Consider the following 25,388-nt stretch of genomic DNA (forward strand, 5'->3'; position numbering starts at 1 on the left):
ACCATGGCAACGATCAAGGATGTGGCAGCGCTTGCAGGTATTTCCTACACCACGGTGTCCCATGTGGTGAACAAGACGCGCCCGGTCAGCGAGCCGGTACGTATCAAGGTCGAAGCGGCGATCAAGCAGCTCGACTACGTGCCCAGCGCCGTCGCGCGTTCGCTCAAGGCCAAGACCACGGCCACCATCGGTTTGCTGGTGCCCAACAGTCTCAACCCGTATTTCGCGGAATTGGCCCGAGGTATCGAGGATTACTGTGAGCGTAATGGCTACTGCGTGATTCTTTGCAATTCCGACGACAACGCCGAAAAACAGCGCAACTATTTGCGTGTGTTACTGGAAAAACGCATCGACGGCTTGATCGTGACCTCGGTGGGCGGCGACGACAGCGGTCTTGCCGCCGGCTTGAGCGCGGTGCGTACGCCCATGGTGATCGTCGACCGGGCGCTGGATGGCATTGACGTGGACCTGGTGCGTATCGACCACGAGGAGGGCGCCTACCTGGCGACCCGACACTTGCTCGAACTGGGCCACCGGGACATCGCCTGCATCGGCGGTCCGGCCCATACCCGTGTCGCGCAGATGCGTCTGGCGGGGTATCACCGCGCGCTGCATGAGGCTGGCGTGGCAGTGGCGGACAATCGCACCCAGGAAAGCGATTTCACCAGTACAGGCGGGTATGCCGCTGCCGTGCAATTGTTGACGCACAACCCGCCGAGCGCGATTTTTGCCAGCAACGACATGATCGGTTTCGGCGTGTTGCGCGCAGCAGCCGAGCGCAATATCCGCGTGCCGGGCGAGCTGTCAGTGATCGGTTTCGATGACATTCAAATGGGCCGTTACGTCTACCCGGCATTGACGACGGTCGGGCAGTCGATCGTGCAACTGGGCGAGACGGCGGCCGAGCTGTTACTGCGAAGAATTGCGACACCCCACATGCCGATCGATCAACGCATCGTGACGCCGAGCATTGTATTGCGTGAGTCGACGGCGCCCGTCGCCGGAACATTCGCTCAATACCGCTGAACCGAATTGATGAGTACTGATGTATGCCAGCAAAAGTAGTGGTAGTAGGCAGCTTGAACATGGACCTGGTGACCCGCGCCAGCCGGTTGCCGCGCGCCGGTGAAACACTCATCGGGCAGACATTTTCCACCGTGCCTGGCGGAAAGGGCGCGAACCAGGCCGTCGCTTCGGCGCGACTGGGCGCGGATGTTTCGATGATCGGCTGCGTCGGCACCGATGCCTATGGCACTCAATTGCGTGACGCATTGCTGGTTGAGGGCATTGATTGCCAGGCCGTGAGTACCGTGGATGGCTCCAGTGGCGTGGCCTTGATCGTGGTGGATGACAGCAGCCAGAACGCGATTGTGATCGTGGCGGGCAGCAATGGCGAATTGACACCTGCCTCGTTGCAGGCGTTCGACACGGTGCTGCAGGCGGCTGACGTGATCGTCTGCCAGCTGGAAGTGCCGATGAATACGGTGGGCTACACCCTCAAGCGCGGCCGCGAGCTGGGCAAGACGGTGATCCTCAACCCGGCTCCGGCCAGCGGTCCATTACCGGCTGAGTGGTATACCTCGATCGACTACCTGATTCCCAATGAAAGTGAAGCCACCGCACTGAGCGGCGTGACGGTCGACTCAATTGACAGCGCCAAGGTGGCGGCGACCCAACTGGTCCAGGCCGGTGCCGGTAAAGTGATCATCACCCTGGGGTCTCAGGGCGCGCTGTTTACCGATGGCCAGCGCTTCGAGCATCTGCAGGCACCGAAGGTCAAGGCGGTAGACACCACTGCTGCAGGCGACACCTTTGTCGGTGGCTTTGCCGCGGCCTTGGCTAACGGTAAAGGCGAGGCTGAGGCTATCCGCTTTGGCCAGGTTGCGGCGGCATTGTCGGTCACCCGCGCAGGCGCGCAACCCTCTATTCCAACGCTACACGACGTACAAGGTTTTGTGCCCTCATGAAAAAGACACCTCTGCTCAATATTGCCCTGTCGCGTGTGATCGCCTCGCTTGGGCACGGCGACATTCTGGTGATCGGTGATGCCGGCCTGCCTGTGCCGCCGGGCGTAGAATTGATTGACCTGGCGTTGACCCAGGGCATCCCGGATTTCATCAGCACCTTGCGCATCGTGCTCAGTGAAATGCAGGTGGAAAGCCATGTGCTGGCCGAAGAAATCCTGCTCAAGCAACCGCCGGCGCTGGCTGAACTCAACACTCTCACAGAACAAGCTGCCCTCGGTGAGCGGCGCCTGGTCAGCCATGAAGAATTCAAGCAGCTCAGCCGCAAGGCGCGCGCCGTGGTGCGCACCGGCGAATGCCAGCCTTACTGCAATATCGCGCTGGTATCCGGCGTAACGTTCTAGCGTTCCCAACGACAAGGAGTGTTTTATGCAACGTGGTCTCCCAACCCTGAAAAACCTGTTCCGGAGTGTTCTGCTTTTGTCCGCACTCACTGCTGCAAGCGCCCAGGCGGCGGAAAAGATCGATCTGATCATCGACACTGACCCCGGCGCCGATGATGTGGTGGCCTTGCTGTTCGCCATGGCTTCCCCGGATGAGCTGAACATCCGCGCGCTGACTACCGTCGCCGGTAACGTGCGCCTGGACAAAACCTCTCGCAACGCACGCCTGGCCCGCGAGTGGGCAGGGCGCGAGGAAATCCCAGTGTATGCCGGTGCGCCAGCGCCGCTGCTGCGCAAGCCGATCTACGCCGAGAACATCCATGGCAAGGAGGGTATTTCCGGCGTCACCGTGCATGAGCCCAAGAAGGGCCTGGCGGACGGCAATGCCGTTGACTACCTGATCAAGACCCTGAGCACCGCCAAGCCGCACAGCATCACCCTCGCCATGCTCGGCCCGCAGACCAACCTGGCGCTGGCACTGACCCAAGCGCCGGAAATCACCCAAGGCATCAAGGAAGTGGTGGTGATGGGTGGTGCGCACTTCAATGGCGGCAATATCACTCCGGTGGCGGAATTCAACCTGTTCGCCGACCCGGTGGCTGCCGAGATTGTGCTCAAGAGTGGCGTCAAGCTGACCTACCTGCCGCTGGACGTGACCCACAAGGTGTTGACCAGCGAGGCACGCCTGAAAAAGATCGCCGACATCAAGAATAACGCGAGCAAGGTGGTGGGCGATATTCTTAACGAATACGTCAAGGTCGACATGGAGCACTACGGTATTCCAGGTGGCCCGGTGCATGACGCTACCGTCATTGCTTACCTGCTCAAGCCTTCGCTGTTCAGTGGTCGTCAGGCCAATATGGTGGTCGATAGCCGTGAAGGCCCGACCTTCGGCCAGACCATCGTCGATTGGTACGACGGCCTGAAGCAGGAAAAGAATGTGTTCTGGGTTGAGAACGGCGACGCCCAGGGCTTTTTCGATCTGCTGACCGAGCGTCTGGCGCGTCTGAAGTAATGGTTCTACCGGTCGGCGTTCGCCGACCGGTTCTTATTCGCGCTCGGGGTCGTGTGCCCCCATGTGATCGGCCGGGTATTTCTCGAATATCTGGCCGATGAACGCATGCGCCGCCTGGGTGCCCAGTTCCTTGACCAGCAGGTCGATACCGATGATTGCCAATTCCTCTGGGCTGCCGGGGCTGTAGGAGCTTTGCCCTTGGGGCCACTTGGCTTTGATGTCGGCTTGGAGCGTTACGGTGGTCATGACGGTCTCGCGAGGCTAAAAGTACTGGGCAGTGCGCTGGAACGCGGTTCTTACCGGGCCAGTTAACCATTTTGTATCGCGTTTGGCACTGATACTTAGGCATGAGGCGATTCGGAATGACGGCAGCGCTGTGCGACACTGTCGGCCTGTTTAATTGCCGGGGACACCACGTGCAGATCGATTTGAACAACCCCGAGAACCTGACATTGGCGAATGTGCGCCAACTGCTCGCCAGTGCCAGCGATGACGAACATACCCAGTTGCGGGTGACCAAAGCCGGAATCGCCTACATCTCCTCTGGGAAGCTTGTAGGCGGTGTAGAGATCGACGGGCTGCTGTTTCGCCTGGAGACCTGGGCAAAAGGCTCAGGATACGTCGGCAATGTGGCCGCCAGTGATGAAGTCTGGGTGACCCAGATTTTCAATGCGCTGAAACAGAATTGGCCGACGCCGGAATTTGACTACATCGATATCTACTGATTTCGTTCATATCTGGTCACGATTGACCGGGCGAATGCCTGTCGAGAGTCAGGCAGACTTGCCCTGCGGCGGTTTACGTCTTGAAACCAATCCGCCCAATCGCTGTCGCACGATCTCTGTCCATTTTTTATCATAGGAGGCTTCATGCCTTGGAAGCTCGCATCATTCGGTACTTTGTTGGCAGCACTCGCGTTGGCGGGTTGCAGCACCCCGGGTGCCTCTGAGCCAGCCAAAGACGCCGCCGTGGCCAATGCCGGTCATAGCCGCTGTGAGTCGAAGGCCGCCGAATTCACTATCGGCCAGAAAGCTTCGCCCCAGTTGCTGGAACAGGCGCGTACTCGTGCCGGTGCGCAGAACGCACGCATCCTCAAGCCTAACGACATGATCACCCTGGAGTACCGCTCCGACCGCCTGAACCTGAACACCGACGACAACCTGGTGATCACGCGGGTCAATTGCGGCTAAGTCGCTCCAGGCTTTTGCAGCGCCCATAAAAAACCCCGTCACATGGACGGGGTTTTTTTAGCTCAGCGGAGAATTACTCGCCGCGAACCTGTGCAGCTTGCATACCCTTTTGGCCTTTCTCAGCCACGAAGGAAACGGTTTGGCCTTCTTTCAGGCTTTTGAAACCGTCGCTTTCGATAGCTTTGAAGTGTACGAACAGGTCGTCACCGCCACCTTGAGGAGTGATGAAGCCGAAGCCTTTTTCATCGTTGAACCATTTAACGGTGCCGGTTTGGCGATTAGACATGGTGTATCTCCAAGAAACATATATTTTCAGTAGTGCTGTGCTGCTCAGGCCAACTGGGCACACCGGGCTATCATAGTCGAAATGTTCGGCTTGGGAGCCCCCCCAAGGCATTGTTTGCTAATCAATAGCGTTGCGTTTAGTGCGTTGGTCGGCTGAAAGCCCCGATTTACGGGGCTTTAGCTCGAAATATCAGCTGGTAAAAAAAGCCGTAAAACCTGTGTGATTTGTGAGAAATGGCCGTTTTCGGGTCATTTCTCCAGCAAAACGGCTGTGCGATCAGCCGCAAATCTTACTTTTTCTTCACGACTTTGCAGGACGAAATAGCCGCGACTGCTTTGTTTTTAAGCTCCGGGCTGGCGTTCTGGTTGGTCATCAGTTCCTTGATTTCCGCAGTGCTCAGTTCGGCGTTGATCTTGTCAGCGCCACATTCGCAATGGGCTTTGGCGGTTTTGACGTCTACGTTCTGGCTGGCGGCGGCGCTGCAGTCGCTGACGAAACTGTCGCGGGCACCGGCTGGCCAGTTCGACGGGGCTGCTGCCTGTGCGCCAAGGGAAAGGAGGGTCAGGGAAGCGGCGAGAGCGAGGGTAGAGGTAAAACGCATCATGAGGATGCTCCTTTGGGTCGAGGACGAACGGCGATTCTCGGAGGGTTTGAGGGCTGGCGTACAGCCCAAGTTCACTTTTGCAGCTATAAAGGGCGGAATTTGTATTTGCGCAAGACAGGGGCGGCACGATGACCGTTCATCTGTGCTAGCATCTTGCGCTTGGCTATTTCCAGGCGCGCCCATTGCCGCCTTGCCATGTTCTTTTTAGCTCACTCCAGTCACTCTGGTTCGATTATCGGTTGGCCGAAAGGCTCCTGCCGCTGTAAGGCAGGCGTTCATCACTGAACGGCCTGGTGTTGGATCTTGTACTGGCTCATCCCAACCCACGTGACCTTTGGTAGGGGTCACCACTAGGAGAGGAGGCGCCATGCCAACTATTACTCTTCCCGACGGCAGTCAACGTTCATTCGATCATTCGGTTTCCGTAGCCGAGGTCGCCGCATCCATTGGTGCAGGTCTGGCCAAGGCCACCGTCGCCGGCAAGGTCGACGGCAAGCTCGTTGATGCCAGCGACCTGATCACCGGCGATGCCAGCCTGCAAATCATCACGCCCAAGGATCAAGAGGGGCTGGAGATCATTCGCCACTCTTGCGCGCACTTGATTGGCCACGCGGTCAAGCAACTGTATCCAACCGCAAAAATGGTGATCGGCCCGGTCATTGAAGAAGGTTTCTATTACGACATCGCTTATGAGCGTCCTTTTACTCCGGACGACTTGGCTGCGATCGAACAGCGCATGCACCAGCTGATCGAAAAAGATTACGACGTGATCAAGAAGGTCACGCCGCGCGCCGAAGTGATCGACGTGTTCACCGCACGTGGCGAAGACTACAAGCTGCGCCTGGTGGAAGATATGCCGGAAGAACAGGCCATGGGTCTGTACTACCACGAAGAATACGTCGACATGTGCCGTGGCCCGCACGTGCCGAACACGCGCTTCCTCAAGTCTTTCAAGCTGACCAAGCTGTCCGGCGCCTACTGGCGTGGCGACGCGAAGAACGAGCAACTGCAACGGATCTACGGCACCGCCTGGGCTGACAAGAAGCAGTTGGCGGCCTACATCCAGCGCATCGAAGAAGCCGAGAAGCGCGACCACCGCAAGATCGGCAAGCGCCTGAACCTGTTCCACCTCCAGGAAGAAGCGCCGGGCATGGTGTTCTGGCACCCGAACGGCTGGACCCTGTACCAGGTGCTCGAGCAGTACATGCGCAAGGTTCAGCGTGAGAACGGCTACCTGGAAATCAAGACGCCCCAGGTTGTTGACCGTAGCCTCTGGGAGAAATCCGGGCACTGGGCCAACTACGCCGACAACATGTTCACCACCCAGTCGGAAAACCGCGACTACGCCATCAAGCCGATGAACTGCCCGTGCCACGTGCAGGTGTTCAACCAAGGCCTGAAGAGCTACCGCGAGTTGCCGATGCGCCTGGCTGAGTTCGGTGCCTGCCACCGTAACGAGCCATCGGGTGCGCTGCACGGCATCATGCGTGTGCGTGGTTTCACCCAGGATGACGCCCACATCTTCTGCACCGAAGAGCAGATGCAGGCCGAATCCGCCGCGTTCATCAAGCTGACCATGGATGTTTATCGCGATTTCGGCTTTACCGAAGTCGAGATGAAGCTGTCCACTCGTCCGGAAAAACGCGTCGGTTCCGACGAGCTGTGGGATCGCGCCGAAGCTGCACTGGCCGCTGCGCTAGACAGTGCGGGCCTTGCGTACGATCTGCAGCCGGGCGAAGGCGCGTTCTACGGTCCGAAGATCGAGTTCTCGCTGAAAGATTGCCTTGGCCGCGTCTGGCAGTGTGGTACCCTGCAGCTCGATTTTAACCTGCCGATCCGTCTGGGCGCCGAATACGTGTCCGAAGACAACAGCCGTAAACACCCGGTTATGCTGCACCGGGCGATCCTCGGTTCGTTCGAACGGTTCGTCGGGATCCTGATCGAGCACTACGAGGGTGCATTCCCTGCGTGGCTGGCTCCGACCCAGGCAGTGATCATGAATATCACTGATAAACAGGCAGATTTTGCCGCCGAAGTTGAAAAAACTCTCAACGAAAGCGGGTTTCGTGCCAAGTCCGACTTGAGAAATGAAAAGATCGGCTTTAAAATCCGCGAGCATACTTTGCTCAAGGTTCCCTATCTTTTGGTTATCGGAGATCGGGAAGTCGAGATGCAGACTGTCGCTGTGCGTACTCGTGAAGGTGCTGACCTGGGCTCGATGCCCGTCGCCCAGTTCGCTGAGTTCCTCGCGCAAGCGGTTTCCCGGCGTGGTCGCCCAGATTCGGAGTAATTATTATTAAGCGTGAAATGAGACAAGATAAACGAGCTGCACCGAAAGCCCCGATCAACGAGAATATCTCGGCACGCGAGGTTCGGTTAATTGGCGCTGACGGCGAGCAGATTGGCATCGTCTCGATTGATGAAGCGCTTCGTATCGCTGAAGAGTCCAAATTGGACCTGGTGGAAATCTCCGCCGACGCAGTCCCGCCTGTTTGCCGGGTGATGGACTACGGCAAGTCGATCTTCGAAAAGAAGAAGCAGATTGCTGCGGCGAAGAAGAACCAGAAGCAGATTCAAGTAAAAGAAATCAAGTTTCGTCCAGGGACGGAGGAAGGGGATTACCAGGTAAAACTGCGCAACCTGGTACGTTTCCTGAGTGATGGGGACAGGGCCAAGGTATCCTTGCGATTCCGCGGCCGTGAGATGGCCCACCAGGAGCTGGGCATGGAACTCCTCAAGCGGGTTGAAGCTGACCTGCTGGAGTACGGTTCCGTTGAACAGCATCCTAAGATGGAAGGACGCCAGCTGATAATGGTCATCGCCCCGAAAAAGAAGAAGTAATCAACAGGGCACGGCAGGCCTTCTGATTATGTTTATCAACTGAATGCGGAGTATCCGAACATGCCAAAGATGAAGACTAAAAGTGGTGCTGCTAAGCGGTTTCTGAAAACTGCTAACGGTATCAAGCACAAGCACGCTTTCAAGAGCCACATCCTGACCAAAATGTCGACCAAGCGTAAGCGTCAACTGCGCGGTAGCAGCTTGCTGCATCCGTCTGACGTGGCAAAAGTCGAGCGCATGCTGCGCCTTCGTTAATTTTTGGATCAAGAATAGAGGAAGTAACTCATGGCTCGTGTAAAGCGTGGCGTCATTGCCCGTAAACGTCACAAAAAAATTCTGAAACTTGCTAAAGGCTACTACGGCGCGCGTTCACGCGTATTCCGTGTTGCCAAGCAAGCGGTAATCAAGGCAGGCCAATACGCCTACCGCGACCGTCGTCAGAAAAAACGTCAGTTCCGCGCTCTGTGGATCGCTCGTATCAACGCTGGTGCACGTGTTAACGGTCTGTCCTACAGCCGTTTCATCGCTGGCCTGAAAAAAGCTTCCATCGAGATCGACCGTAAGGTTCTGGCCGAACTGGCAGTGAACGAAAAAGCGGTGTTTGCTGCGATTGTCGAGAAAGCTAAAGCCACTCTGGCTTAAGTACCCCCGACAATCACCCTGGGTTACGTCTGTAGCCCAAGGTGGTAAACGTCTTAAATAGGGGAAGAGCCTTCAAGCTCTTCCCCTATTTTGTATCTGGAGTCTGTACATGGAAAACCTGGACGCGCTCGTCGCCCAAGCCCTTGAGGCTGTGCAAAGCGCTGAAGATGTAAATGCCCTGGAGCAAATCCGGGTTCACTACCTTGGCAAGAAAGGTGAATTGACTCAGGTGATGAAGACCCTGGGGAATTTGCCGGCTGAAGAGCGTCCGCAAGTCGGTGCGCTGATCAACGTCGCCAAGGAGCGTGTCACAGAGGTACTCAATGCGCGCAAGGCGACCATGGAGGAGGCCGATCTCGCGGCCAAACTCGCCGCCGAGTCCATTGATGTAACCTTACCTGGTCGCGGCCAGGCCTCGGGCGGTCTGCATCCGATCACCCGGACTCTGGAACGTATCGAGCAGTTCTTCACCCACATTGGCTACGGCATTGCCGAAGGCCCCGAGGTCGAAGACGATTATCACAACTTCGAGGCGCTCAACATCCCAGGCCATCACCCGGCCCGGTCGATGCACGACACCTTCTATTTCAACGCGAACATGCTGTTGCGCACCCATACCTCGCCGGTACAGGTCCGCACCATGGAAGCGAACAAGCCGCCGATCCGCATTGTCTGCCCAGGCCGTGTGTACCGTAGCGACTCCGATATCACCCACTCGCCGATGTTCCACCAGGTCGAAGGCCTGCTGGTTGATCGCGATATCAACTTCGCCGACCTCAAGGGCACCATCGAAGAGTTCCTTCGCGTGTTCTTCGAGAAAGAGCTGGCGGTACGTTTCCGTCCATCGTTTTTCCCGTTCACCGAGCCATCCGCTGAAGTCGACATGGAATGCGTGATGTGCAGCGGCAAAGGCTGCCGCGTCTGCAAGCAGACCGGCTGGCTGGAAGTGATGGGCTGCGGCATGGTTCACCCTAACGTGCTGCGCATGTCCGGCATTGATCCGGAAGAGTTCTCGGGCTTTGCCTTCGGCATGGGCGTTGAACGTCTGGCCATGCTGCGTTACGGCGTGAACGACTTGCGTCTGTTCTTCGACAACGACTTGCGGTTCCTCGCGCAATTTCGCTAGTCGTAACGAATCTTTAGGAGAGCAGGATGAAATTCAGTGAACAATGGCTGCGTGGCTGGGTAAGCCCGCAGGTAGATCGCGACGCGCTGGTTGCGCGTCTGTCGATGGCCGGTCTTGAGGTCGACAGCGTTACCCCGGCCGCCGGTGTTTTCAGCGGTGTGGTCGTGGGCGAGGTGCTAAGCACCGAACAACACCCCGATGCCGACAAATTGCGCGTGTGCCAGGTCAGCAATGGCGCGGAAACCTTCCAGGTCGTGTGCGGAGCGCCTAACGTGCGTCCGGGCCTGAAGATCCCGTTCGCCATGATCGGTGCCGAGCTGCCAGGCGACTTCAAGATCAAGAAGGCCAAGCTGCGTGGCGTTGAGTCCAACGGCATGCTGTGCTCCCAGGCCGAGCTGCAAGTCGGTGAGGGCAACGATGGCTTGATGGAGCTGCCGGCCGACGCGCCAGTGGGCCAGGACATCCGCGTTTACCTGGAACTGGAAGATGCCAGCATCGAGGTCGACCTGACCCCGAACCGTGGCGACTGCCTGTCATTGGCTGGTTTGGCCCGTGAAGTCGGCGCGTTGTACAACGCCCCGGTCACCCGTCCTGTGGTTGCTGCCGTGCCAGCAGTGCACGACGAAGTGCGCCCGATTGACGTGCTGGCGCCAAACGCGTGCCCACGTTACCTGGGCCGTGTGATCCGCAACGTTGACCTGTCCAAGCCTACGCCGCTGTGGATGGTTGAGCGCCTGCGCCGTGCCGACGTGCGCAGCATCGATGCTGCCGTCGATATCACCAACTACGTGATGCTGGAGCTGGGCCAACCGCTGCACGCGTTCGACCTCGCCGAAATCAACGGCGGCATTCGTGTACGTATGGCCGAAGAAGGCGAGAAGCTGGTGCTGCTCGACGGTCAGGAAGTCAGCCTGCGTGCCGACACCCTGGTCATCGCCGACCACTCCCGCGCCCTGGCGATTGCTGGCGTGATGGGTGGCGAGCACAGCGGCGTGTCCGCGACCACCCGCGACGTGTTCCTTGAGAGTGCGTTCTTCGATCAGATCGCCATCGCCGGTAAGGCCCGTTCCTACGGCCTGCACACCGATGCCTCACACCGCTACGAGCGTGGTGTGGACTGGAACCTCGCGCGTGAAGCCATGGAGCGCGCCACTGGCCTGCTGCTGGACATCACCGGTGGCGAAGCCGGCCCGATCACCGAAACCGTCAACGCACAGTTCCTGCCGTCCGTTGCACCGATCACCCTACGCGCCAAAAGTGTTGAGCAGATGCTCGGCCTGGTCATCGAGCCGGCTGAAATCGAGCAGCTGTTGTCGGCCCTTGGCCTGGCTATTTCCACCAGTGGGGAAGGGCAGTGGCAGGTTGAAGTACCAAGCCATCGCTTCGATATCAGCCTGGAAGTCGACCTGATCGAAGAACTGGCGCGTCTCTACGGCTACAACCGCCTGCCGGTCCGTTATCCGCAAGCGCGCCTGGCGCCACAACCAAAGGCCGAGGCGCGTGCGCACCTGCCTGAACTGCGTCGCCTGTTGGTTGCCCGTGGTTATCAGGAAGCGGTGACCTACAGCTTCATCGATCCTAAGCAGTTCGAACTGTTCAACCCAGGCGTCGAACCGCTGTTGCTGGCCAACCCGATCTCCAACGACATGGCGGCCATGCGTTCTTCGCTGTGGCCAGGCTTGGTGAAAGCCCTTTCCCATAACCTGAACCGTCAGCAAGACCGCGTGCGCATGTTCGAAAGTGGCCTGCGTTTCGTCGGTCAGTTGGACGGCCTGAAGCAAGAACCGATGTTGGCTGGCGTGGTCTGCGGTAGCCGTCTGCCGGAAGGCTGGGCACAGGGTCGCGACGCCGTGGACTTCTTCGACGTCAAGGCTGACGTGGAAGCAGTGCTGGGTTTTGCCGGTGCTCTGGATGCCTTCACTTTCGTTCCGGGCAGCCATCCTGCATTGCACCCAGGCCAGACGGCGCGCATCGAGCGTGAAGGTCGGCTGGTCGGTTTCGTCGGCGCCATTCACCCTGAATTGTCGAAAACCCTCGGTCTCGACCGTCCGGTCTTCGTATTTGAGCTGGTTCTGGCTGAAGTGGCTTCTGGCAAAATGCCTAAATTCAGCGAGCTGTCGCGCTTCCCTGAAGTGCGCCGTGACCTGGCGCTGATCGCCGACCGTGAAGTGGCCGCCACTGCCGTTCTGGATGTAATCCGTGAAAATGCAGGGGAATGGCTGACAGACCTCAGGCTATTTGACGTCTATCAGGGTAAAGGTATTGATCCGCATAGAAAAAGCCTTGCAGTTGGCTTGACCTGGCAGCATCCATCGCGCACTCTTAATGACGATGAGGTGAATACCACGACACAAAATATCCTCACCTCGCTCGAACAAAGGTTGAACGCCACGTTAAGGAAGTGACGTATGGGGGCTTTGACGAAAGCTGAGATGGCGGAACGTCTGTACGAAGAGTTGGGTCTGAACAAGCGCGAGGCCAAGGAATTGGTCGAGCTGTTTTTTGAAGAAATCAGACACGCTCTGGAAGACAACGAGCAGGTCAAATTGTCCGGTTTCGGCAACTTTGACCTGCGGGACAAACGCCAGCGGCCTGGCCGCAATCCAAAAACGGGAGAAGAAATCCCGATCACGGCTCGCCGTGTGGTCACCTTTCGTCCAGGGCAGAAGTTGAAGGCCCGAGTTGAGGCTTATGCTGGAACCAAGTCATAACGACGAGCTACCCGTCATCCCAGGCAAACGCTACTTCACCATTGGTGAAGTCAGCGAGCTCTGTGCGGTAAAACCACACGTGCTGCGCTATTGGGAGCAGGAGTTTCCTCAACTCAACCCCGTCAAACGCACCGGGAACCGTCGGTATTATCAGCGCCAAGACGTGCTGATGATCCGACAGATCCGTGCGTTGCTGTACGACCAGGGGTTCACCATCAGCGGCGCGCGCCAGCGTATGTCCGGCGATGAAGCCAAAGACGACACCACCCAATACAAACAAATGATCCGCCAGATGATCGCCGAACTCGAAGATGTGCTGGTGGTTCTGAAAAAGTAATTCCAGCTTTTAAAATACTTCCACATTTCAAAAGCTTGCGGTATATTCCGGATCGCTTCGTCAAGAAGCGAACCCAGTAACACGCCTAGTCGGGGCGTAGCGCAGTCCGGTAGCGCACTAGCATGGGGTGCTAGGGGTCGAGTGTTCGAATCACTCCGTCCCGACCATATTTTTCAATGTCTTAGCCCAATCTCTGCAGGTTGGGCTTTTTCATGCCCGAAAAAACACTCGCACATTTATCTCTACAGAATTTTCGACCATTTCGTGATGCCGCCTCGTTGTAAGCGCGCGAGATATTTAGCACTGACAAGAATGCTTCTGGATAGCGAGTTTGGCAGGGCCTTTGGTGTTAAGCGTTCCCCCTCGCACCATCACGGCATACCTTGTTACAACCATTTGCCCCTGGGAACAGTCGGTATAGAACTTCGACCTTGTGTTCTCATCCAAATCCCAGGCGTGTTTTAAACCGTGAGCGCCTGCTGACAACCCATAGAGGTTCACAGAATGAAAATGACACTACCCGCCCTGGTTTTGGGCGCCCTCATTTCGCAAGGAGCGATGGCCGCCGGAGATGGCACAGCCGCTCTTGGAGGCGGCGTTGGTGGTGCACTTGGCAATATCGTAGGTCAACAGCTCGGTGGCTCAACGGGCGCAGCGGTAGGCGCAGGCGTTGGTGGTGCCGCCGGCAGTGCTGCCGGGGCTCAACGAGGCAACCGAGCGGAAGCCGCGCTAGGTGGCGGTATCGGCTCAGCCGGTGGCTCGCTGATTGGTAATCGTCTCGGAGGCACAACTGGATCGACTATCGGCGCCGGTGTAGGCGGGGCTGCAGGTGGCGCGCTGGGTAACAACCTGGCAGATGATGAGAGTAGTCATCGATCAGACGGCAAGAAGCACAAAGGCAACAACAAGCATAAACACAAGAACAAGCATCGTTAGCCCCTGACGTTGTTACATTGAAGCCCGGCCCAGCGCCGGGCTTCTTGTATCTGCCATTTGTAGAGGTTGATCGATGAGCTATCAACACGGGGGCCCCGTTACTTCCGCCCACAGATGGGGCGCTTTCTGAGCCATTTGGTAGCAACCGCCTGCTTATGCTTTTCACTCAGCTACCGACATTTTTCCGCGACTTCATCCGAATCAATCACTTGGCTCATCGCCAGGTCAGTTGGCACACATCCTGCTATTTTGTATTTATGGATAATTGGATACAAAAATTCAAAAGGTGCTGCCGATGCAATTTGCCCCCGCTTATGTTGAGCGCCAGCCTCTCACCGCCGAGGAAGAGGCCTACAACTTCCTGCTCGACGCCATTTGCGGTGGTCGCTACCGCAAGGGCGACCGGCTGATTGCCGAAGACATCGCTAGCGAAATCGGCATGAGCCGCATGCCGGTGCGCGAAGCCTTCCGCCGTCTGGATGCCCAGGGTTTGGTCACCCTCAGGCCCAACCGGGGCGCCGTGGTCAGCGGCTTGGATATCGATGAATTGCACGAAGTGTTCGAGATGCGCAGTGCCCTCGAAGGCCTGGCGGTGCGTGTGGCAGTCGCACGCATCGGCGAACGTCAATTGGCCGCACTGGAGCGCCTGCTCGACGAAATGGATGACTACCGAGACGAAAGTGCTGCCTGGGTCAGCCGCCATCGCGCTTTTCACGAATACCTGTGCAGCCTCAGCGGCCGCCCGCGCTTGATGAAGCAGATCTCGGCGCTTTACTCGCTGGTGGAAGCGCCCATGCGCCTGTGGTTGCAGCACGGCGAAAAACCCCTCAGCGCCCGCCAGGAACACGCGGTGATCCTCGATGCCATTCGTTCCGGTGACGCGGCCCGCGCCGAAGCGGTGGTGCGCGAGCACATCGAGGGGACCGTGCCAGCGCTGATCCAATTCCTGCAAACCGAACAATAAGAAAGACCTGCTGTGTTTTGACTTTGAGTCCTGCCCCGTTAACGAACGAACTGGAGTGTCTGGTCATGCATAAACGCCGCGCCTTGCTGGTGGCTGTCTCCCTCGGCCTCTGTACCCAATGTGCCATTGCCGCGCCCCAGGTGCCGGAGCGCCTGAAGAGCGTCGATAAACTCGTCTACTGCTCGGGGATGGATTCACCGCCCCTGGTGTCCTTCGATGAAGCGCAGAAACCGCGCGGACTCACTGTCGACCTCGGGCTCGAGATCGCCAAGCGCCTGGGCGACAAGCAGGTGCAGTGGCGGGTGATTCCGTTCTCCGGCCTGGTGCCGGCGTTGCTTGCGCAGCAGTGCGACATGATCGTCGACCAGCTGTTCGACAAGCCCGAGCGGCGCCAGGTGATCGACATCGTCAACTACATGTATTCCAGTCAGTCGGTGGTGGTGCCCAAGGGCAATCCCAAAGGCATCAAGGCCCTGGATGACTTGTCCGGGCACAAGGTTGCGGTGCTCAACGGCTCCACCATCAAGACCCTGCTGGACGCGCAAAACGACAGCCTGACCAAGGCCGGCAAGCCTCCGATGAAGCTGGTGGTCTACAACACCGACACCGACGCCTTCCAGGCCCTGCGCATCGGCCAGGTCGACGCCTACGGCACCACGGTGGAAACCGCCGGCTACTACGCCGCGATGGCCCCGGACCTGTTCCAGGAAGGCGTGCCGGCCTTCAGCCGCATCCTCACCGGCCTGGGCATGCGCAAGGACGACCCGCAACTCACCGCCGCCGTGCAGCAAGTGATCAGTGACATGCGCAGCGATGGCAGCTACGTGGCGTTGCTGAACAAATGGCATGTCAGCAGTGACACTCTCGACTGAGGTTTGCGGCGATGAACTTCAATTGGGATGTGTTCTGGCAGTACCTGTTGCAGCCCAGCGGGGTCTACCTCACCGGGCTGTGGCTGACTTGCTTGATCGCGGTGTCGGCGATGTTGCTGGGCTGCGTACTGGGCTTGGCGGCGGCGCTGTTGCGCCTGTCGAAGAACCCGCTGCTGCACCTGCCAGTGCGGTTTTACGTGTGGTTGATGCGGGGCACGCCGCTGCTGGTGCAGATCGTGTTTCTCTACACCGCACTGGCGGCCGGTGGGATTTTCCGCTTTGAGGACATCGACCTGTTCGGCCTGGTCGTGCCCGGCAATATCCAGGCGGCGATCATCGCCCTGGGCCTCAACGAAGGCGCCTACATGGCTGAAATCATCCGCGCCGGCATTGGCGCCGTCGACAAGGGCCAATACGAAGCCGGGCGCTCCCTGGGCATGGGCTTTGCCAAGCTGATGCGGCGCATCGTACTGCCCCAGGCGTTCCGCGTGATCGTGCCGCCGCTGGGCAACGAGTTCAACGTGATGCTCAAGAACACCACCCTGGTCAGCGTGATCGGCGTGCAGGAATTGCTGCTCAGCACGCAGATGGTCACCTCGGCCACGTTCCGCGTGTTCGAGCTGTACCTGGTGGTGGCGATCTACTTCCTGATGCTCACCACGCTCTGGGGCTTCTTCCAGCGTTGGCTGGAGGCACGCTTCGGCCAGTCCGACCGGCCTTCCGCGCCGCCACCGGCGTCCAGCCGCATGTTCGGGCGCAGCACCTTGAAACTGCTAAGGGGACGATAATCATGGCGCACCACAGTGAAGAACTGATCATCGAAGCGCTGGATATCCACAAGTCGTTTGGCACGCTGCAGATCCTCAAGGGGATTTCCCTGCAAGTACGGCGCGGTGAAGTGGTGGTGCTGATCGGCGCCTCGGGTTCGGGCAAGACCACCTTTATCCGCTGCATCAACCTGCTCGAAGACATCCAGGGCGGGCGCATCCGCGTCAACGGGCGCGCCATGGGCTATCGCGAGCGCAGCGACGGCAGTCTGGTGCGCGACTCGGAGCGCAACATTGCCCACCAGCGCCGCGACATCGGCATGGTATTCCAGCGCTTCAACCTGTTCCCGCATATGACCGCGCTGGAAAATATCATCGAAGCGCCGATCCAGGTACTCGGCACGCCCCGCGCTGAAGCCTTGGAACAGGCCCGAGCATTACTGGCGCGGGTCGGCCTGGCAGACAAGGCCAACCACTACCCGTCGATGCTCTCCGGTGGCCAGCAGCAACGGGTGGCCATCGCCCGTGCCCTGGCGATGAAACCCCAGGCCATGCTGTTCGACGAACCCACCAGCGCCCTAGACCCGGAAACCGTCGGCGAAGTGCTGCAGGTGATGAAGGAGCTGGCCGAGGAGGGTATGACCATGGTGGTGGTCACCCACGAAATGGGCTTTGCCCGTGAAGTGGCGGACCGCGTGGTGGTCCTTGACCAAGGCGAACTCATCGAACAAGGGCCACCGGAACAGATTTTCAGCCACCCCAGCCATCCCCGTACCCGAGCCTTTCTCAGTCGCGTGTTATGACCTTTTTGAAGAGCCTCTGCCATGTTGAAATTTTCTGCTCACGAGTACCCTTATCCCTCGCAGCGCCAGAGCGTGTTTGCCCAGCGCGGCATGGTCGCGGCGTCCCAGCCCCTGGCCGCCCAGGCCGGTATCGAGGTCATGCAAAAGGGCGGTAACGCCATCGACGCCGCCATTGCCACGGCGGCCGCTTTGACGGTGGTGGAGCCTACCGGCTGCGGCCTCGGCGGCGATGCGTTTGCCCTGATCTGGTGCAAGGGCCAGTTGCACGGATTGAATGGCAACGGCCAGGCGCCGGCTGCCTTGAGCATCGAGGCGGTCAAGGCGGCGGGGCACGACCAGATGCCGCTGTATGGCTGGACACCCGTCACCGTGCCAGGCTGCCCGTCGGCCTGGGCCGAGCTGTCGCAACGCTTCGGCAAATTGCCGTTCGCCGAGTTGCTGCAACCGGCCATTCGCCTGGCGCGTGACGGTTTCCCGCTGTCGCCGGTGATCGCCCATCTGTGGCAGGCCGCGCTGGATGAGTTTGCCCCCCACCGTGACCTGGCCCTGGACGCCTGGTTCGACACGTTCCTGATTGATGGCCGTGCGCCACGGGCTGGTGAGATTTTCCGCAACCCGGCCCAGGCCCGCACCCTGGAAGAACTGGCGGCGACCCGCTGCGAAAGCCTGTATCGCGGTGCCCTGGCCGAGCGCCTGGATGCGCATTCCAAGGCCAGCGGCGGCTACCTGCGCGCCAGCGACCTGAAGGATTACCGCGCCCAGTGGGTGGACCCAATCCACATCAACTACCGGGGTGTGGATGTCTGGGAAATCCCACCCAGCGGCCAGGGCCTGGTGGCGCTGATGGCGCTGAAAATCCTCGAAGGTTTCAGCTTCGATCACCGGGACAGCCAGCAGACCTGGCACCGCCAATTAGAGGCAATGAAACTCGCCTACAGCGACGGCCTGCACTACATCACCGACCCGCTGCACATGCGCGTGGCCGTCGCCGACCTGCTCAGCGATGAGTACAGCCGTCGTCGCCGTGGCCAGATTGGCGAACAGGCCCAGCCGCCCAAACCCGGCGATCCCCATGCCAGTGGCACGGTGTACCTGGCCACGGCCGACGCCGAGGGCAACATGGTTTCGTTCATCCAGAGCAACTATCACGGCTTCGGCTCCGGGGTGGTGCTACCCGACAGCGGCATCGCGTTGCAGAACCGTGGGCAGGAGTTCAGCCTCGACCCGGCACATGCCAACTGCCTGGCGCCAGGCAAGAAAACCTTCCACACCATCATCCCCGGCTTCCTCACCAAGGACGGCCAGGCCCTCGGCCCGTTCGGCGTGATGGGCGGCTACATGCAGCCCCAGGGCCACGTGCAGATGGTGATGAACCTGGTGGATTTCGGCCTCAACCCGCAAGCGGCGCTGGATGCGCCGCGCTGGCAATGGCTGGGCGACATGAAGGTGGGTATTGAACAGGGTGCTTCCCGCGACTTGGCCAACGCCTTGGCGCGGCGCGGGCATCAGGTGCAGATCGCCAGCGACCTCACTGACTACGGGCGCGGGCAGATCATCCTGCGCGACCCGGTCAGCGGGGTACTCTGCGGCGGCACCGAGCCCAGGACGGACTCGCATATCGCAGTCTGGTAAACCTAGGCCCGGTTCGCCGGTGCCGTCGGATAGTCGGTGTAGCCCCGTGTCGGGCAACCGTCGATACCGTAGAACGTCGTGCGATCACCTTCGGCCAGCGGCCAGTCGTGTTGCATGCGTTCCACCAGGTCCGGATTGGCAATGAACGGCCGGCCGAACGCCACCAGATCCAGGTCGCCTTGGGTCAACACCGCTTCGGCCAGGGCGCGATTAAAGCCACCGGCGGCGATCAGGGTGCCTTGGTAGGCCTGGCGGAACGCTGTGGCGAAGCCTGCGGGGATGGCTTCTGCCCCCAACGTGAGCTGGTCGCTCAAGTGCACATAGGCGAGGTTGCGTGTGTTGAGCGCGGTAGCCAGGCTCAGCCACGTCTGGGCTTCCTCGGGGTACGGATGCATATCGAACAAGCGGCCGAAGGGCGAGATGCGTACACCGACCCGTGCGCTGCCGATCTCGGCAGCCAGGGCATCCAGGGTTTCCAGCAGGAAGCGCTGGCGGTTGGCGATGGAGCCGCCGTACTCGTCCGTGCGGGTGTTCAGCGCGCCATTCAAAAACTGCTCGAACAGGTAGCCGTTCGCGCCATGCAACTCGACCCCATCAAACCCGGCGTCCATCGCACGGCGTGCGGCGCTGACAAAATCTGCGGTCACTCGACGCACCTCATCGGTATCAAGCGCCCTTGGCGTACTGGCTTGCACCGGCCCCGGCTGACCTTCGGCAACCCAGGCGTAGGCATTCGACTGGGCGGCGGCAACCGCCACCGAAGAGACAGGTGCGCCACCCTCAGGCTGAATCGACACATGGGACATGCGCCCCACATGCCACAACTGCGCGAAGATCTTGCCACCCCTGGCGTGCACCGCATCGGTGACCCGGCGCCAGCCCTGGGTTTGTGCATCGTTGTACAGCCCAGGGTTGAACAGGTAACCGCAACCCTCGCGGGAAATCGGCGCCCCCTCGCTGATGATCAGCCCCGCTGATGCGCGTTGGGCATAGTAGAGAACGGTGTGTTCATCCGGGACATCGTCCAGTGCTCGGGCACGGGTCATGGGCGCCATCACCACGCGGTTGGTCAACGCAGTGCCGGCAAGGTCGTAGGGTTTGAATAGGGTACTCATGGGAAACCTCTGTAAGGGATCAGAATTCAGGGACGTTGGGGCCACACCACGTCCAGGCGCGTGCGGCTGATCAACCATTCGCCCTCGACGCGGCGGTATTCATCGACGTACAGGCCCAGCAGCAGCAACGGGTTTCCCCCCGCCGGGCGTTGGGTCACGAAGTCGGTCAAGTAGCAACGGCCTTCGGCGCGGTCCTCATCGAGGATTTCGATCCAGTGGTTGGACACGGCGTGCAGGAAGGGGTACTGGCCGCGTTGCTCGGTATCAAAATCGCGAAAGGCCTGGGACAAGCCGGCCTTGATCGCTTCACGGCCAGTCCAGCCTGCACGGTCGACGTGGCAAATGGCGTCTTCGGTAAACAACTGCGCCAGCGCGTCCATGCGGTTGGCATCGAGGTGATGGCAGTAGCGCAGGCGCAGGGTACGGATGGCTTCCAGACTGGTAAGACGGTTCAAATCGGCGTTCATGGGACCTCACAGGGATGGTCGTTGAAAGTAGTGTCTAGCTTATTCGAGCGCACAAGGCGGATTAATCCCTTAGAAGGCTGTTCAGTTGATCCCATGGGGATAGAATTAAGGCTTTCTGTGTCGGAGGCAGTGATGGAAACCCTTCAACTCGACGGCATCCCCGAGTTCATCCTGGCCGCCCAACAGGGCAGTTTTACCGCCGCCGCCCAGCACTTGGGCGTGACCAGCTCGGCGGTGGGCAAGAGCGTGACGTGGCTGGAAAAACGCCTGGGCATCAAGTTGCTGCACCGCAGCACCCGCAAGTTGAGCCTGACCCATGAGGGCGAGGTTTACCTGGCCAGCTGTTTGCGGGTGATGGAGGAGTTGCGCGGAGTCGAGGGTAGTTTTCTCAGTGGTGTTGCCGAGCCCAAGGGGCGCTTGAGGATCGATCTGCCCGCCGCGTTTGGCCGACGGCATATCGCGCCGCTGCTGATCGCGTTGGCCGGTCGATATTCGCAACTGGACCTGACCCTCACGTTTGGCGAGCGCAAGGTCGACATGATCAACGAAGGCATCGACCTGGCGGTGCGTATCGGTGATCTCAAGGATGACCCGGAATTGGTCGCCCGTCGTCTCGGTGAGCAACGCCTGGTGATCTGCGCCGCGCCGCAGTATTTGCGCCGGCTGCCACCGCCGTTGCGCCCTACGGATTTGCTGGCTCACGATTGCATCATTGGCTGGCGTATCGGCCTGCGTAAGACCTGGCTGGTGAAAAACGCCAAAGGCATCGTGCACGAGCAGGAAGTGCGCGTGCGTCATGAGTTCGGCGACGGCGAGATGATGCTGCGCGCCACCCTCGATGGCGGCGGCCTGTGCCAATTGCCCACGTGGCTGGTGGCCGAACACCTGCGCAGCGGCGCGCTGGTGACGGTACTCGACGACTGTGCCGGGGCGACCATGCCGATTCATGTGATCTGGCCACACACCCGTTACGTGCAGCCCAAGGTGCGCGTGGTGGTGGATGCGCTATTGGAAATGGCCGGGCAGCAGGTCGAGGTATTTGGCGGCGCGAAAAAATAATCGAATAAGCCTGTCCCTTTTTTTCATCTCGCCTGTCATTCCAGGCAAGTGAACAATATCGAGAGCTTGCGCCAATGTCCGTAGTCCGCCCCTTGCTGAAACTCAGCCTGCTGCTGAGCCTCAGCGCCAGCCCGTTCTTCGCCGCCGTCAGCTACGCCGAAGACACCGCCACCCGCCGCAGCTATCAGGTTCCCGCCGGCAGCCTGAGTGCGGCACTGACCCGCTTCGCCGGGTTGGCGGGCGTCAACCTGTCGGTGGACCCGGCGTTGGTCAGCGGGCGCAGCAGCAGCGGTTTGTCCGGCGAGTATGGGGTGGAGGAGGGCTTTGCGCGCTTGCTGCAAGGCTCTGGCCTGCAACTGCAACCGATGGGCGCGCAGGCCTACATGTTGATACCGGCGCCGGACGGCAGCAGCTTGGAATTGGCCCCGACTTCAATCCTCGGCACCACCGGGCTGTATGACGGCGACACCTACGCCGGCGGCCAGGTGGCGCGCCGCACGGCCCAGGGCATGCTCGGCACGCGGGACTTCATGGAAACCCCGTTCAGCATCACCACCTACACCGCGGATGCGGTAAAGAACCAACAGGCGCGTACCCTTGGCGATTTGATCGCCGCCGATCCGTCGGTACGCGCCACCAACCCGGCTGGTGGGCGCTACGAGCAATTCACCATTCGCGGCTTCAGCCTGTTCAACAGCGACGTGGCCTACAACGGCCTGTACGGCGTGCTGCCGACCTACACCATCGACATGGAAATGGCCGACCGCGTCGACATCCTCAAGGGCCCGAGCCAGTTGATCAATGGCATCTCGCCGCGTGGCAGCGTGGGCGGCGGGATCAACGTGGTGCCCAAGCGTGCCACTGACAAGGACATCAATTCGTTTACCGGCAATTGGGCGTCCGACAGCCAGGCCGGCGGCGCGGTGGACATTGGCCGGCGCTTTGGCGAAGACAACCAGTTCGGCATCCGCTTCAACGGCGTGAAGCAGTCCGGCGACACCGCCTGGGACCACCAGAGCGTCGACCGCGAAATGGCCGTGCTGGGCCTGGATTACCGTGGCGAACGCTTGCGCCTTTCCACCGATATCGGCCACACCGAGCGCGACACCGATGCACCGCAAGAGCGCGTGCAGGTGGCGGCCGCAGCGCCGGTTCCCAGCGCCAATGACGTGCGCCGCAACTATGCGCAATCCTGGAGCAAGGCCCGCACCAACGACACCTTCGGCACGGTCAATGCCGAGTACGACCTCAGCGACAACGTGATGCTCTACGGCGGCGTGGGCGCGCGCAAAAGCAACCACGACTTCCTGCGTCACGCGGTATCCGTCAGCAATGCGGCCGGTGATTTCGCAGTGTCGCCTCGCGACTTCACTCGCGATGAAAACGTGCGCACCTACACCGCTGGCGTGCGCAACTGGTTCCACACCGGGCCGGTCAGCCATGAGGTCAACCTGGCCGCCAGCTACTTCGACATGGACTTCACCAACGGCGGCGCGCGTTATACGTCACCGTCGAGCAACCTCTACAACCCCGTGCAAACCCCAACGCCTTCACGGCCGACTCGGTTTGATCCCAAGGTCTATACCGAAAACAAATTTACCGGCGTCGCCTTGTCCGACACCTTGGGCTTTTTCGACGACCGTCTGCTGCTCACCCTCGGTGCCCGCTGGCAGCGCGTGAAGGTCGATGACTGGAGCGACGGCGTCAAAGGTGACACGGCCTACGACGAAGAAAAGGTCTCGCCCTCCGGTGGCCTGCTGTTCAAGGCCACCGACAAGTTGTCGCTGTACGCCAACTACATGGAAGGCCTGAGCCAGGGCAAGATCGCGCCGTCCACCTCGCGGAACGAAGACGAGATCTTCCCGCCGTTCATCAGTCGCCAGGTGGAAGTGGGCGCCAAATACGACGCTGGCGCGTTCGCCGTGACCGCCGCCGTATTCCGCATCAAGCAGCCAGCCTATGAAACCAACGCCACCACGCGTGTATTCGGGCCTAACGGCAAGCGCGAGAACTCAGGCGTAGAACTGAGCGTGTTCGGCGAACCGCTCAAGGGCTTCCGCCTGCTTGGTGGGGTTATGTACATCGACAGTGAGCTGAAAGACACCACCAACGGCACCTGGGACGGCAACCGCGCCCCGGCCACGCCCAAGTACAACGTCAACCTGGGCGCTGAATGGGATGTGCCGGGCCTCGAAGGCCTGACCCTGACCAGCCGTGGCATCTATTCCAGCTCGCAGTACCTGGACCAGTCCAACGTCAAGGAAATCGACGCCTGGAACCGCCTCGACGTGGGGGCGCGCTACGGGTTCAAGGTGGACGATAAACACATCACCTTGCGGGCGAATGTGGAGAACGTCGCCGATAAGCGCTACTGGAGTTCGGCGGGTGCGTCGGACGATAGCGAGCCGGGCCTGACCTTGTCGACGCCGCGTACCTACCTGCTGTCGGCCACCGTCGACTTCTAACCTGTAGGAGCGGGCTTGCCCGCGAAAAACGCCAACGATGACGCGGGCATCCTGGATGAACGCGTTGTTCTTGGGTTCTTCGCGAGCAAGCTCGCTCCTACAGTGGGAGGTGACAGGCGGGGTATAAATGAGAATGTTTTTTGATCACGCCGCCCCGATATGGAATAGTACCCGCCGTTTTCCCCGGCCTGTCTAGCTGGGGTGTTTTAACGCCGAGGTCCTTGTCATGCGAATGCTGCGCTCCATCCCCACCCTTGCCGCCTGCGTCCTGGCGTTGTCTTCAAGCCTGTTGAGCGCCGCGCCCATCGACCTCAACGACGGCCAGCACGCGGTGCATCTGCCCGATGCGCCCAAGCGCGTGGTGGTGCTGGAATTCTCCTTTCTCGACAGCCTTGCCGCCGTCGCGGTAACGCCCGTCGGCGCCGCCGATGATGGCGACGCCAACCGTGTGTTGCCCCGTGTGCGCCAGGCCATCGGCCAGTGGAAGTCCGTGGGCCTGCGCTCGCAGCCGAGTATCGAGGAAATCGCCCGGCTCAAGCCGGACCTGATCGTCGCCGACCTCAACCGTCACCAGGCCTTGTACAACGACCTGTCGAGCATCGCGCCCACCCTGTTGCTGCCATCGCGCGGCGAGGATTATCAGGGCAGCCTGAAATCCGCCGAGCTGATCGGCAAGGCGCTGGGCAAGAGCGAACAAATGGAAGCGCGCATCCAGAAGAACCGCGAAAACCTCAAAGCCATTGCCCAGCAGATCCCGGCCGGCGCCAGCGTGTTGTTTGGTGTCGCCCGTGAAGACAGTTTCTCCGTGCACGGCCCGGATTCCTACGCCGGCAGCGTGCTCGAAGCCATTGGCCTGAAAGTCCCCTCGGTACGCGCCAATGCGGCGCCTACCGAGTTTGTCAGCCTGGAGCAACTGCTCGCCCTCGACCCCGGTTGGTTGCTGGTCGGGCATTACCGTCGCCCGAGCATCGTCGACAACTGGAGCAAGCAGCCGCTGTGGCAAGTGCTGGGCGCGGTGCGTAATAAACAGGTCGCTGAAGTGGACGGCGACAGCTGGGCGCGCAATCGCGGTGTGCTGGCCTCGGAGCAGATCGCCGAAGACGCACTGGCAATTCTCAAGGGCGGTAAAGCCGTACTGAGCCAATAAAC

28 protein-coding genes and 1 tRNA gene are annotated in these 25,388 nt (G+C 60.1%); 24 read left to right on the top strand and 5 right to left on the bottom strand.

The window, feature by feature from the left end; all coding sequences use genetic code 11:
- Nucleotides 1-3 precede the first annotated feature (3 nt).
- From HX793_RS11850 to HX793_RS11865, 4 genes are read left to right on the top strand one after another with little or no spacing between them, the layout of a single operon-like run.
- Nucleotides 4-1,026 (top strand): LacI family DNA-binding transcriptional regulator, encoded by a 1,023-nt coding sequence (locus HX793_RS11850; RefSeq protein WP_095016930.1) that lies wholly within the window; start codon nt 4-6, stop codon nt 1,024-1,026.
- Nucleotides 1,027-1,049: 23 nt separating this feature from the next.
- Nucleotides 1,050-1,967 (top strand): ribokinase, encoded by a 918-nt coding sequence (gene rbsK, locus HX793_RS11855; RefSeq protein WP_177095561.1) that lies wholly within the window; start codon nt 1,050-1,052, stop codon nt 1,965-1,967.
- A complete protein-coding gene (gene rbsD / locus HX793_RS11860; RefSeq protein WP_016978152.1) occupies nt 1,964-2,368 on the top strand; it encodes a D-ribose pyranase in 405 nt (134 codons plus the stop codon). The genes rbsK and rbsD overlap by 4 nt, the downstream gene beginning before the upstream one ends.
- Before the next feature lie 25 nt (nt 2,369-2,393).
- Nucleotides 2,394-3,422, top strand: coding sequence for a nucleoside hydrolase (locus tag HX793_RS11865; RefSeq protein WP_016978151.1), 1,029 nt, complete (start codon nt 2,394-2,396; stop codon nt 3,420-3,422).
- A 33-nt stretch (nt 3,423-3,455) separates the two neighbouring features.
- On the opposite strand, the gene HX793_RS11870 is transcribed toward HX793_RS11865, so the two are convergent.
- A complete protein-coding gene (locus HX793_RS11870; protein WP_177052933.1) occupies nt 3,456-3,668 on the bottom strand; it encodes a hypothetical protein in 213 nt (70 codons plus the stop codon).
- Between the two features lie 170 nt (nt 3,669-3,838).
- On the opposite strand from HX793_RS11870, the gene HX793_RS11875 reads away from it, so the two are divergent.
- Together HX793_RS11875 and HX793_RS11880 are read left to right on the top strand one after the other, a co-directional pair.
- Complete coding sequence (locus HX793_RS11875) at nt 3,839-4,147, top strand: hypothetical protein (protein WP_025999870.1); 309 nt, start codon at nt 3,839-3,841, stop codon at nt 4,145-4,147.
- A gap of 144 nt (nt 4,148-4,291) precedes the next feature.
- The gene (locus tag HX793_RS11880) at nt 4,292-4,612 is read left to right on the top strand and encodes an I78 family peptidase inhibitor (RefSeq protein WP_016978148.1); all 321 of its coding nucleotides are present in this window, start codon (nt 4,292-4,294) and stop codon (nt 4,610-4,612) included.
- 73 nt (nt 4,613-4,685) lie between these two features.
- Here the strand turns inward: HX793_RS11880 and HX793_RS11885 are convergent, their stop codons facing one another.
- Nucleotides 4,686-4,898: a cold-shock protein gene (locus HX793_RS11885; protein WP_003234260.1), complete on the bottom strand. Its 213-nt coding sequence runs from the start codon at nt 4,896-4,898 to the stop codon at nt 4,686-4,688.
- Nucleotides 4,899-5,187: 289 nt separating this feature from the next.
- Nucleotides 5,188-5,502 (bottom strand): hypothetical protein, encoded by a 315-nt coding sequence (locus tag HX793_RS11890; protein ID WP_016978147.1) that lies wholly within the window; start codon nt 5,500-5,502, stop codon nt 5,188-5,190.
- A 367-nt stretch (nt 5,503-5,869) separates the two neighbouring features.
- Here HX793_RS11890 and thrS point away from each other — a divergent pair, with 367 nt between their 5' ends.
- From thrS to HX793_RS11965, 15 genes are all read left to right on the top strand, one after another.
- Nucleotides 5,870-7,792: a threonine--tRNA ligase gene (gene thrS / locus HX793_RS11895; protein ID WP_016978146.1), complete on the top strand. Its 1,923-nt coding sequence runs from the start codon at nt 5,870-5,872 to the stop codon at nt 7,790-7,792.
- Nucleotides 7,792-8,343 (top strand): translation initiation factor IF-3, encoded by a 552-nt coding sequence (infC, locus tag HX793_RS11900; protein ID WP_169850653.1) that lies wholly within the window; start codon nt 7,792-7,794, stop codon nt 8,341-8,343. Before thrS ends, infC begins: the two co-directional genes overlap by 1 nt.
- Before the next feature lie 60 nt (nt 8,344-8,403).
- Entirely contained in the window at nt 8,404-8,598 is a 195-nt protein-coding gene (gene rpmI / locus HX793_RS11905) for a 50S ribosomal protein L35 (RefSeq protein WP_002553160.1), read from the top strand.
- A 30-nt stretch (nt 8,599-8,628) separates the two neighbouring features.
- Nucleotides 8,629-8,985, top strand: a complete 357-nt coding sequence (gene rplT / locus HX793_RS11910; RefSeq protein ID WP_003174975.1) for a 50S ribosomal protein L20 — start codon at nt 8,629-8,631, stop codon at nt 8,983-8,985.
- A 109-nt stretch (nt 8,986-9,094) separates the two neighbouring features.
- A complete protein-coding gene (gene pheS, locus HX793_RS11915; RefSeq protein ID WP_010209123.1) occupies nt 9,095-10,111 on the top strand; it encodes a phenylalanine--tRNA ligase subunit alpha in 1,017 nt (338 codons plus the stop codon).
- 26 nt (nt 10,112-10,137) lie between these two features.
- Nucleotides 10,138-12,516 carry a phenylalanine--tRNA ligase subunit beta gene (gene pheT / locus HX793_RS11920; RefSeq protein ID WP_177052931.1) on the top strand — a complete coding sequence of 793 codons (2,379 nt, stop codon included), beginning with the start codon at nt 10,138-10,140 and terminating at the stop codon, nt 12,514-12,516.
- A 3-nt stretch (nt 12,517-12,519) separates the two neighbouring features.
- A complete protein-coding gene (ihfA, locus tag HX793_RS11925; RefSeq protein ID WP_002553164.1) occupies nt 12,520-12,822 on the top strand; it encodes an integration host factor subunit alpha in 303 nt (100 codons plus the stop codon).
- Nucleotides 12,803-13,159, top strand: a complete 357-nt coding sequence (locus HX793_RS11930) for a MerR family transcriptional regulator (protein ID WP_010209127.1) — start codon at nt 12,803-12,805, stop codon at nt 13,157-13,159. The genes ihfA and HX793_RS11930 overlap by 20 nt, the downstream gene beginning before the upstream one ends.
- 90 nt (nt 13,160-13,249) lie before the next feature.
- Nucleotides 13,250-13,326: transfer RNA gene (locus HX793_RS11935), tRNA-Pro, on the top strand.
- A 337-nt stretch (nt 13,327-13,663) separates the two neighbouring features.
- Complete coding sequence (locus tag HX793_RS11940) at nt 13,664-14,095, top strand: hypothetical protein (protein WP_177095563.1); 432 nt, start codon at nt 13,664-13,666, stop codon at nt 14,093-14,095.
- 295 nt (nt 14,096-14,390) lie between these two features.
- The gene (locus HX793_RS11945; RefSeq protein WP_177052930.1) at nt 14,391-15,059 is read left to right on the top strand and encodes a GntR family transcriptional regulator; all 669 of its coding nucleotides are present in this window, start codon (nt 14,391-14,393) and stop codon (nt 15,057-15,059) included.
- Nucleotides 15,060-15,124: 65 nt separating this feature from the next.
- Nucleotides 15,125-15,931 carry an ABC transporter substrate-binding protein gene (locus HX793_RS11950; RefSeq protein WP_177052929.1) on the top strand — a complete coding sequence of 269 codons (807 nt, stop codon included), beginning with the start codon at nt 15,125-15,127 and terminating at the stop codon, nt 15,929-15,931.
- A gap of 11 nt (nt 15,932-15,942) precedes the next feature.
- Nucleotides 15,943-16,719 (top strand): amino acid ABC transporter permease, encoded by a 777-nt coding sequence (locus HX793_RS11955; RefSeq protein ID WP_010209179.1) that lies wholly within the window; start codon nt 15,943-15,945, stop codon nt 16,717-16,719.
- A 2-nt stretch (nt 16,720-16,721) separates the two neighbouring features.
- Nucleotides 16,722-17,501: an amino acid ABC transporter ATP-binding protein gene (locus tag HX793_RS11960; protein WP_016978141.1), complete on the top strand. Its 780-nt coding sequence runs from the start codon at nt 16,722-16,724 to the stop codon at nt 17,499-17,501.
- Nucleotides 17,502-17,522: 21 nt separating this feature from the next.
- Nucleotides 17,523-19,133, top strand: a complete 1,611-nt coding sequence (locus tag HX793_RS11965; RefSeq protein WP_177095565.1) for a gamma-glutamyltransferase family protein — start codon at nt 17,523-17,525, stop codon at nt 19,131-19,133.
- Nucleotides 19,134-19,135: 2 nt separating this feature from the next.
- Here HX793_RS11965 and HX793_RS11970 read toward each other — a convergent pair whose 3' ends face one another.
- Nucleotides 19,136-20,248, bottom strand: a complete 1,113-nt coding sequence (locus HX793_RS11970) for an alkene reductase (protein WP_177095567.1) — start codon at nt 20,246-20,248, stop codon at nt 19,136-19,138.
- Nucleotides 20,249-20,274: 26 nt separating this feature from the next.
- A complete protein-coding gene (locus HX793_RS11975) occupies nt 20,275-20,715 on the bottom strand; it encodes a nuclear transport factor 2 family protein (RefSeq protein ID WP_177095569.1) in 441 nt (146 codons plus the stop codon).
- A gap of 132 nt (nt 20,716-20,847) precedes the next feature.
- On the opposite strand from HX793_RS11975, the gene HX793_RS11980 reads away from it, so the two are divergent.
- From HX793_RS11980 to HX793_RS11990, 3 genes are all read left to right on the top strand, one after another.
- The gene (locus tag HX793_RS11980) at nt 20,848-21,774 is read left to right on the top strand and encodes a LysR family transcriptional regulator (RefSeq protein WP_177095571.1); all 927 of its coding nucleotides are present in this window, start codon (nt 20,848-20,850) and stop codon (nt 21,772-21,774) included.
- Nucleotides 21,775-21,848: 74 nt separating this feature from the next.
- Entirely contained in the window at nt 21,849-24,239 is a 2,391-nt protein-coding gene (locus HX793_RS11985; RefSeq protein WP_177095573.1) for a TonB-dependent receptor, read from the top strand.
- Nucleotides 24,240-24,471: 232 nt separating this feature from the next.
- Nucleotides 24,472-25,386, top strand: a complete 915-nt coding sequence (locus tag HX793_RS11990) for a Fe(3+) dicitrate ABC transporter substrate-binding protein (RefSeq protein WP_438810844.1) — start codon at nt 24,472-24,474, stop codon at nt 25,384-25,386.
- Nucleotides 25,387-25,388: the final 2 nt, after the last annotated feature.

The organism is Pseudomonas reactans, from assembly GCF_013387025.1.
Classification (GTDB): domain Bacteria; phylum Pseudomonadota; class Gammaproteobacteria; order Pseudomonadales; family Pseudomonadaceae; genus Aquipseudomonas; species Aquipseudomonas reactans.

Coding starts and splice junctions, on each gene's coding strand:
- HX793_RS11850 (WP_095016930.1), top strand. CDS start 4: ATGGCAACGATCAAGGATGTGGCAGCGCTTGCAGGTATTTCCTACACC.
- rbsK (WP_177095561.1), top strand. CDS start 1,050: ATGCCAGCAAAAGTAGTGGTAGTAGGCAGCTTGAACATGGACCTGGTG.
- rbsD (WP_016978152.1), top strand. CDS start 1,964: ATGAAAAAGACACCTCTGCTCAATATTGCCCTGTCGCGTGTGATCGCC.
- HX793_RS11865 (WP_016978151.1), top strand. CDS start 2,394: ATGCAACGTGGTCTCCCAACCCTGAAAAACCTGTTCCGGAGTGTTCTG.
- HX793_RS11870 (WP_177052933.1), bottom strand. CDS start 3,668: ATGACCACCGTAACGCTCCAAGCCGACATCAAAGCCAAGTGGCCCCAA.
- HX793_RS11880 (WP_016978148.1), top strand. CDS start 4,292: ATGCCTTGGAAGCTCGCATCATTCGGTACTTTGTTGGCAGCACTCGCG.
- HX793_RS11885 (WP_003234260.1), bottom strand. CDS start 4,898: ATGTCTAATCGCCAAACCGGCACCGTTAAATGGTTCAACGATGAAAAA.
- HX793_RS11890 (WP_016978147.1), bottom strand. CDS start 5,502: ATGATGCGTTTTACCTCTACCCTCGCTCTCGCCGCTTCCCTGACCCTC.
- thrS (WP_016978146.1), top strand. CDS start 5,870: ATGCCAACTATTACTCTTCCCGACGGCAGTCAACGTTCATTCGATCAT.
- rpmI (WP_002553160.1), top strand. CDS start 8,404: ATGCCAAAGATGAAGACTAAAAGTGGTGCTGCTAAGCGGTTTCTGAAA.
- rplT (WP_003174975.1), top strand. CDS start 8,629: ATGGCTCGTGTAAAGCGTGGCGTCATTGCCCGTAAACGTCACAAAAAA.
- pheS (WP_010209123.1), top strand. CDS start 9,095: ATGGAAAACCTGGACGCGCTCGTCGCCCAAGCCCTTGAGGCTGTGCAA.
- pheT (WP_177052931.1), top strand. CDS start 10,138: ATGAAATTCAGTGAACAATGGCTGCGTGGCTGGGTAAGCCCGCAGGTA.
- ihfA (WP_002553164.1), top strand. CDS start 12,520: ATGGGGGCTTTGACGAAAGCTGAGATGGCGGAACGTCTGTACGAAGAG.
- HX793_RS11930 (WP_010209127.1), top strand. CDS start 12,803: ATGCTGGAACCAAGTCATAACGACGAGCTACCCGTCATCCCAGGCAAA.
- HX793_RS11940 (WP_177095563.1), top strand. CDS start 13,664: ATGAAAATGACACTACCCGCCCTGGTTTTGGGCGCCCTCATTTCGCAA.
- HX793_RS11945 (WP_177052930.1), top strand. CDS start 14,391: ATGCAATTTGCCCCCGCTTATGTTGAGCGCCAGCCTCTCACCGCCGAG.
- HX793_RS11950 (WP_177052929.1), top strand. CDS start 15,125: ATGCATAAACGCCGCGCCTTGCTGGTGGCTGTCTCCCTCGGCCTCTGT.
- HX793_RS11955 (WP_010209179.1), top strand. CDS start 15,943: ATGAACTTCAATTGGGATGTGTTCTGGCAGTACCTGTTGCAGCCCAGC.
- HX793_RS11960 (WP_016978141.1), top strand. CDS start 16,722: ATGGCGCACCACAGTGAAGAACTGATCATCGAAGCGCTGGATATCCAC.
- HX793_RS11965 (WP_177095565.1), top strand. CDS start 17,523: ATGTTGAAATTTTCTGCTCACGAGTACCCTTATCCCTCGCAGCGCCAG.
- HX793_RS11970 (WP_177095567.1), bottom strand. CDS start 20,248: ATGAGTACCCTATTCAAACCCTACGACCTTGCCGGCACTGCGTTGACC.
- HX793_RS11975 (WP_177095569.1), bottom strand. CDS start 20,715: ATGAACGCCGATTTGAACCGTCTTACCAGTCTGGAAGCCATCCGTACC.
- HX793_RS11980 (WP_177095571.1), top strand. CDS start 20,848: ATGGAAACCCTTCAACTCGACGGCATCCCCGAGTTCATCCTGGCCGCC.
- HX793_RS11985 (WP_177095573.1), top strand. CDS start 21,849: ATGTCCGTAGTCCGCCCCTTGCTGAAACTCAGCCTGCTGCTGAGCCTC.
- HX793_RS11990 (WP_438810844.1), top strand. CDS start 24,472: ATGCTGCGCTCCATCCCCACCCTTGCCGCCTGCGTCCTGGCGTTGTCT.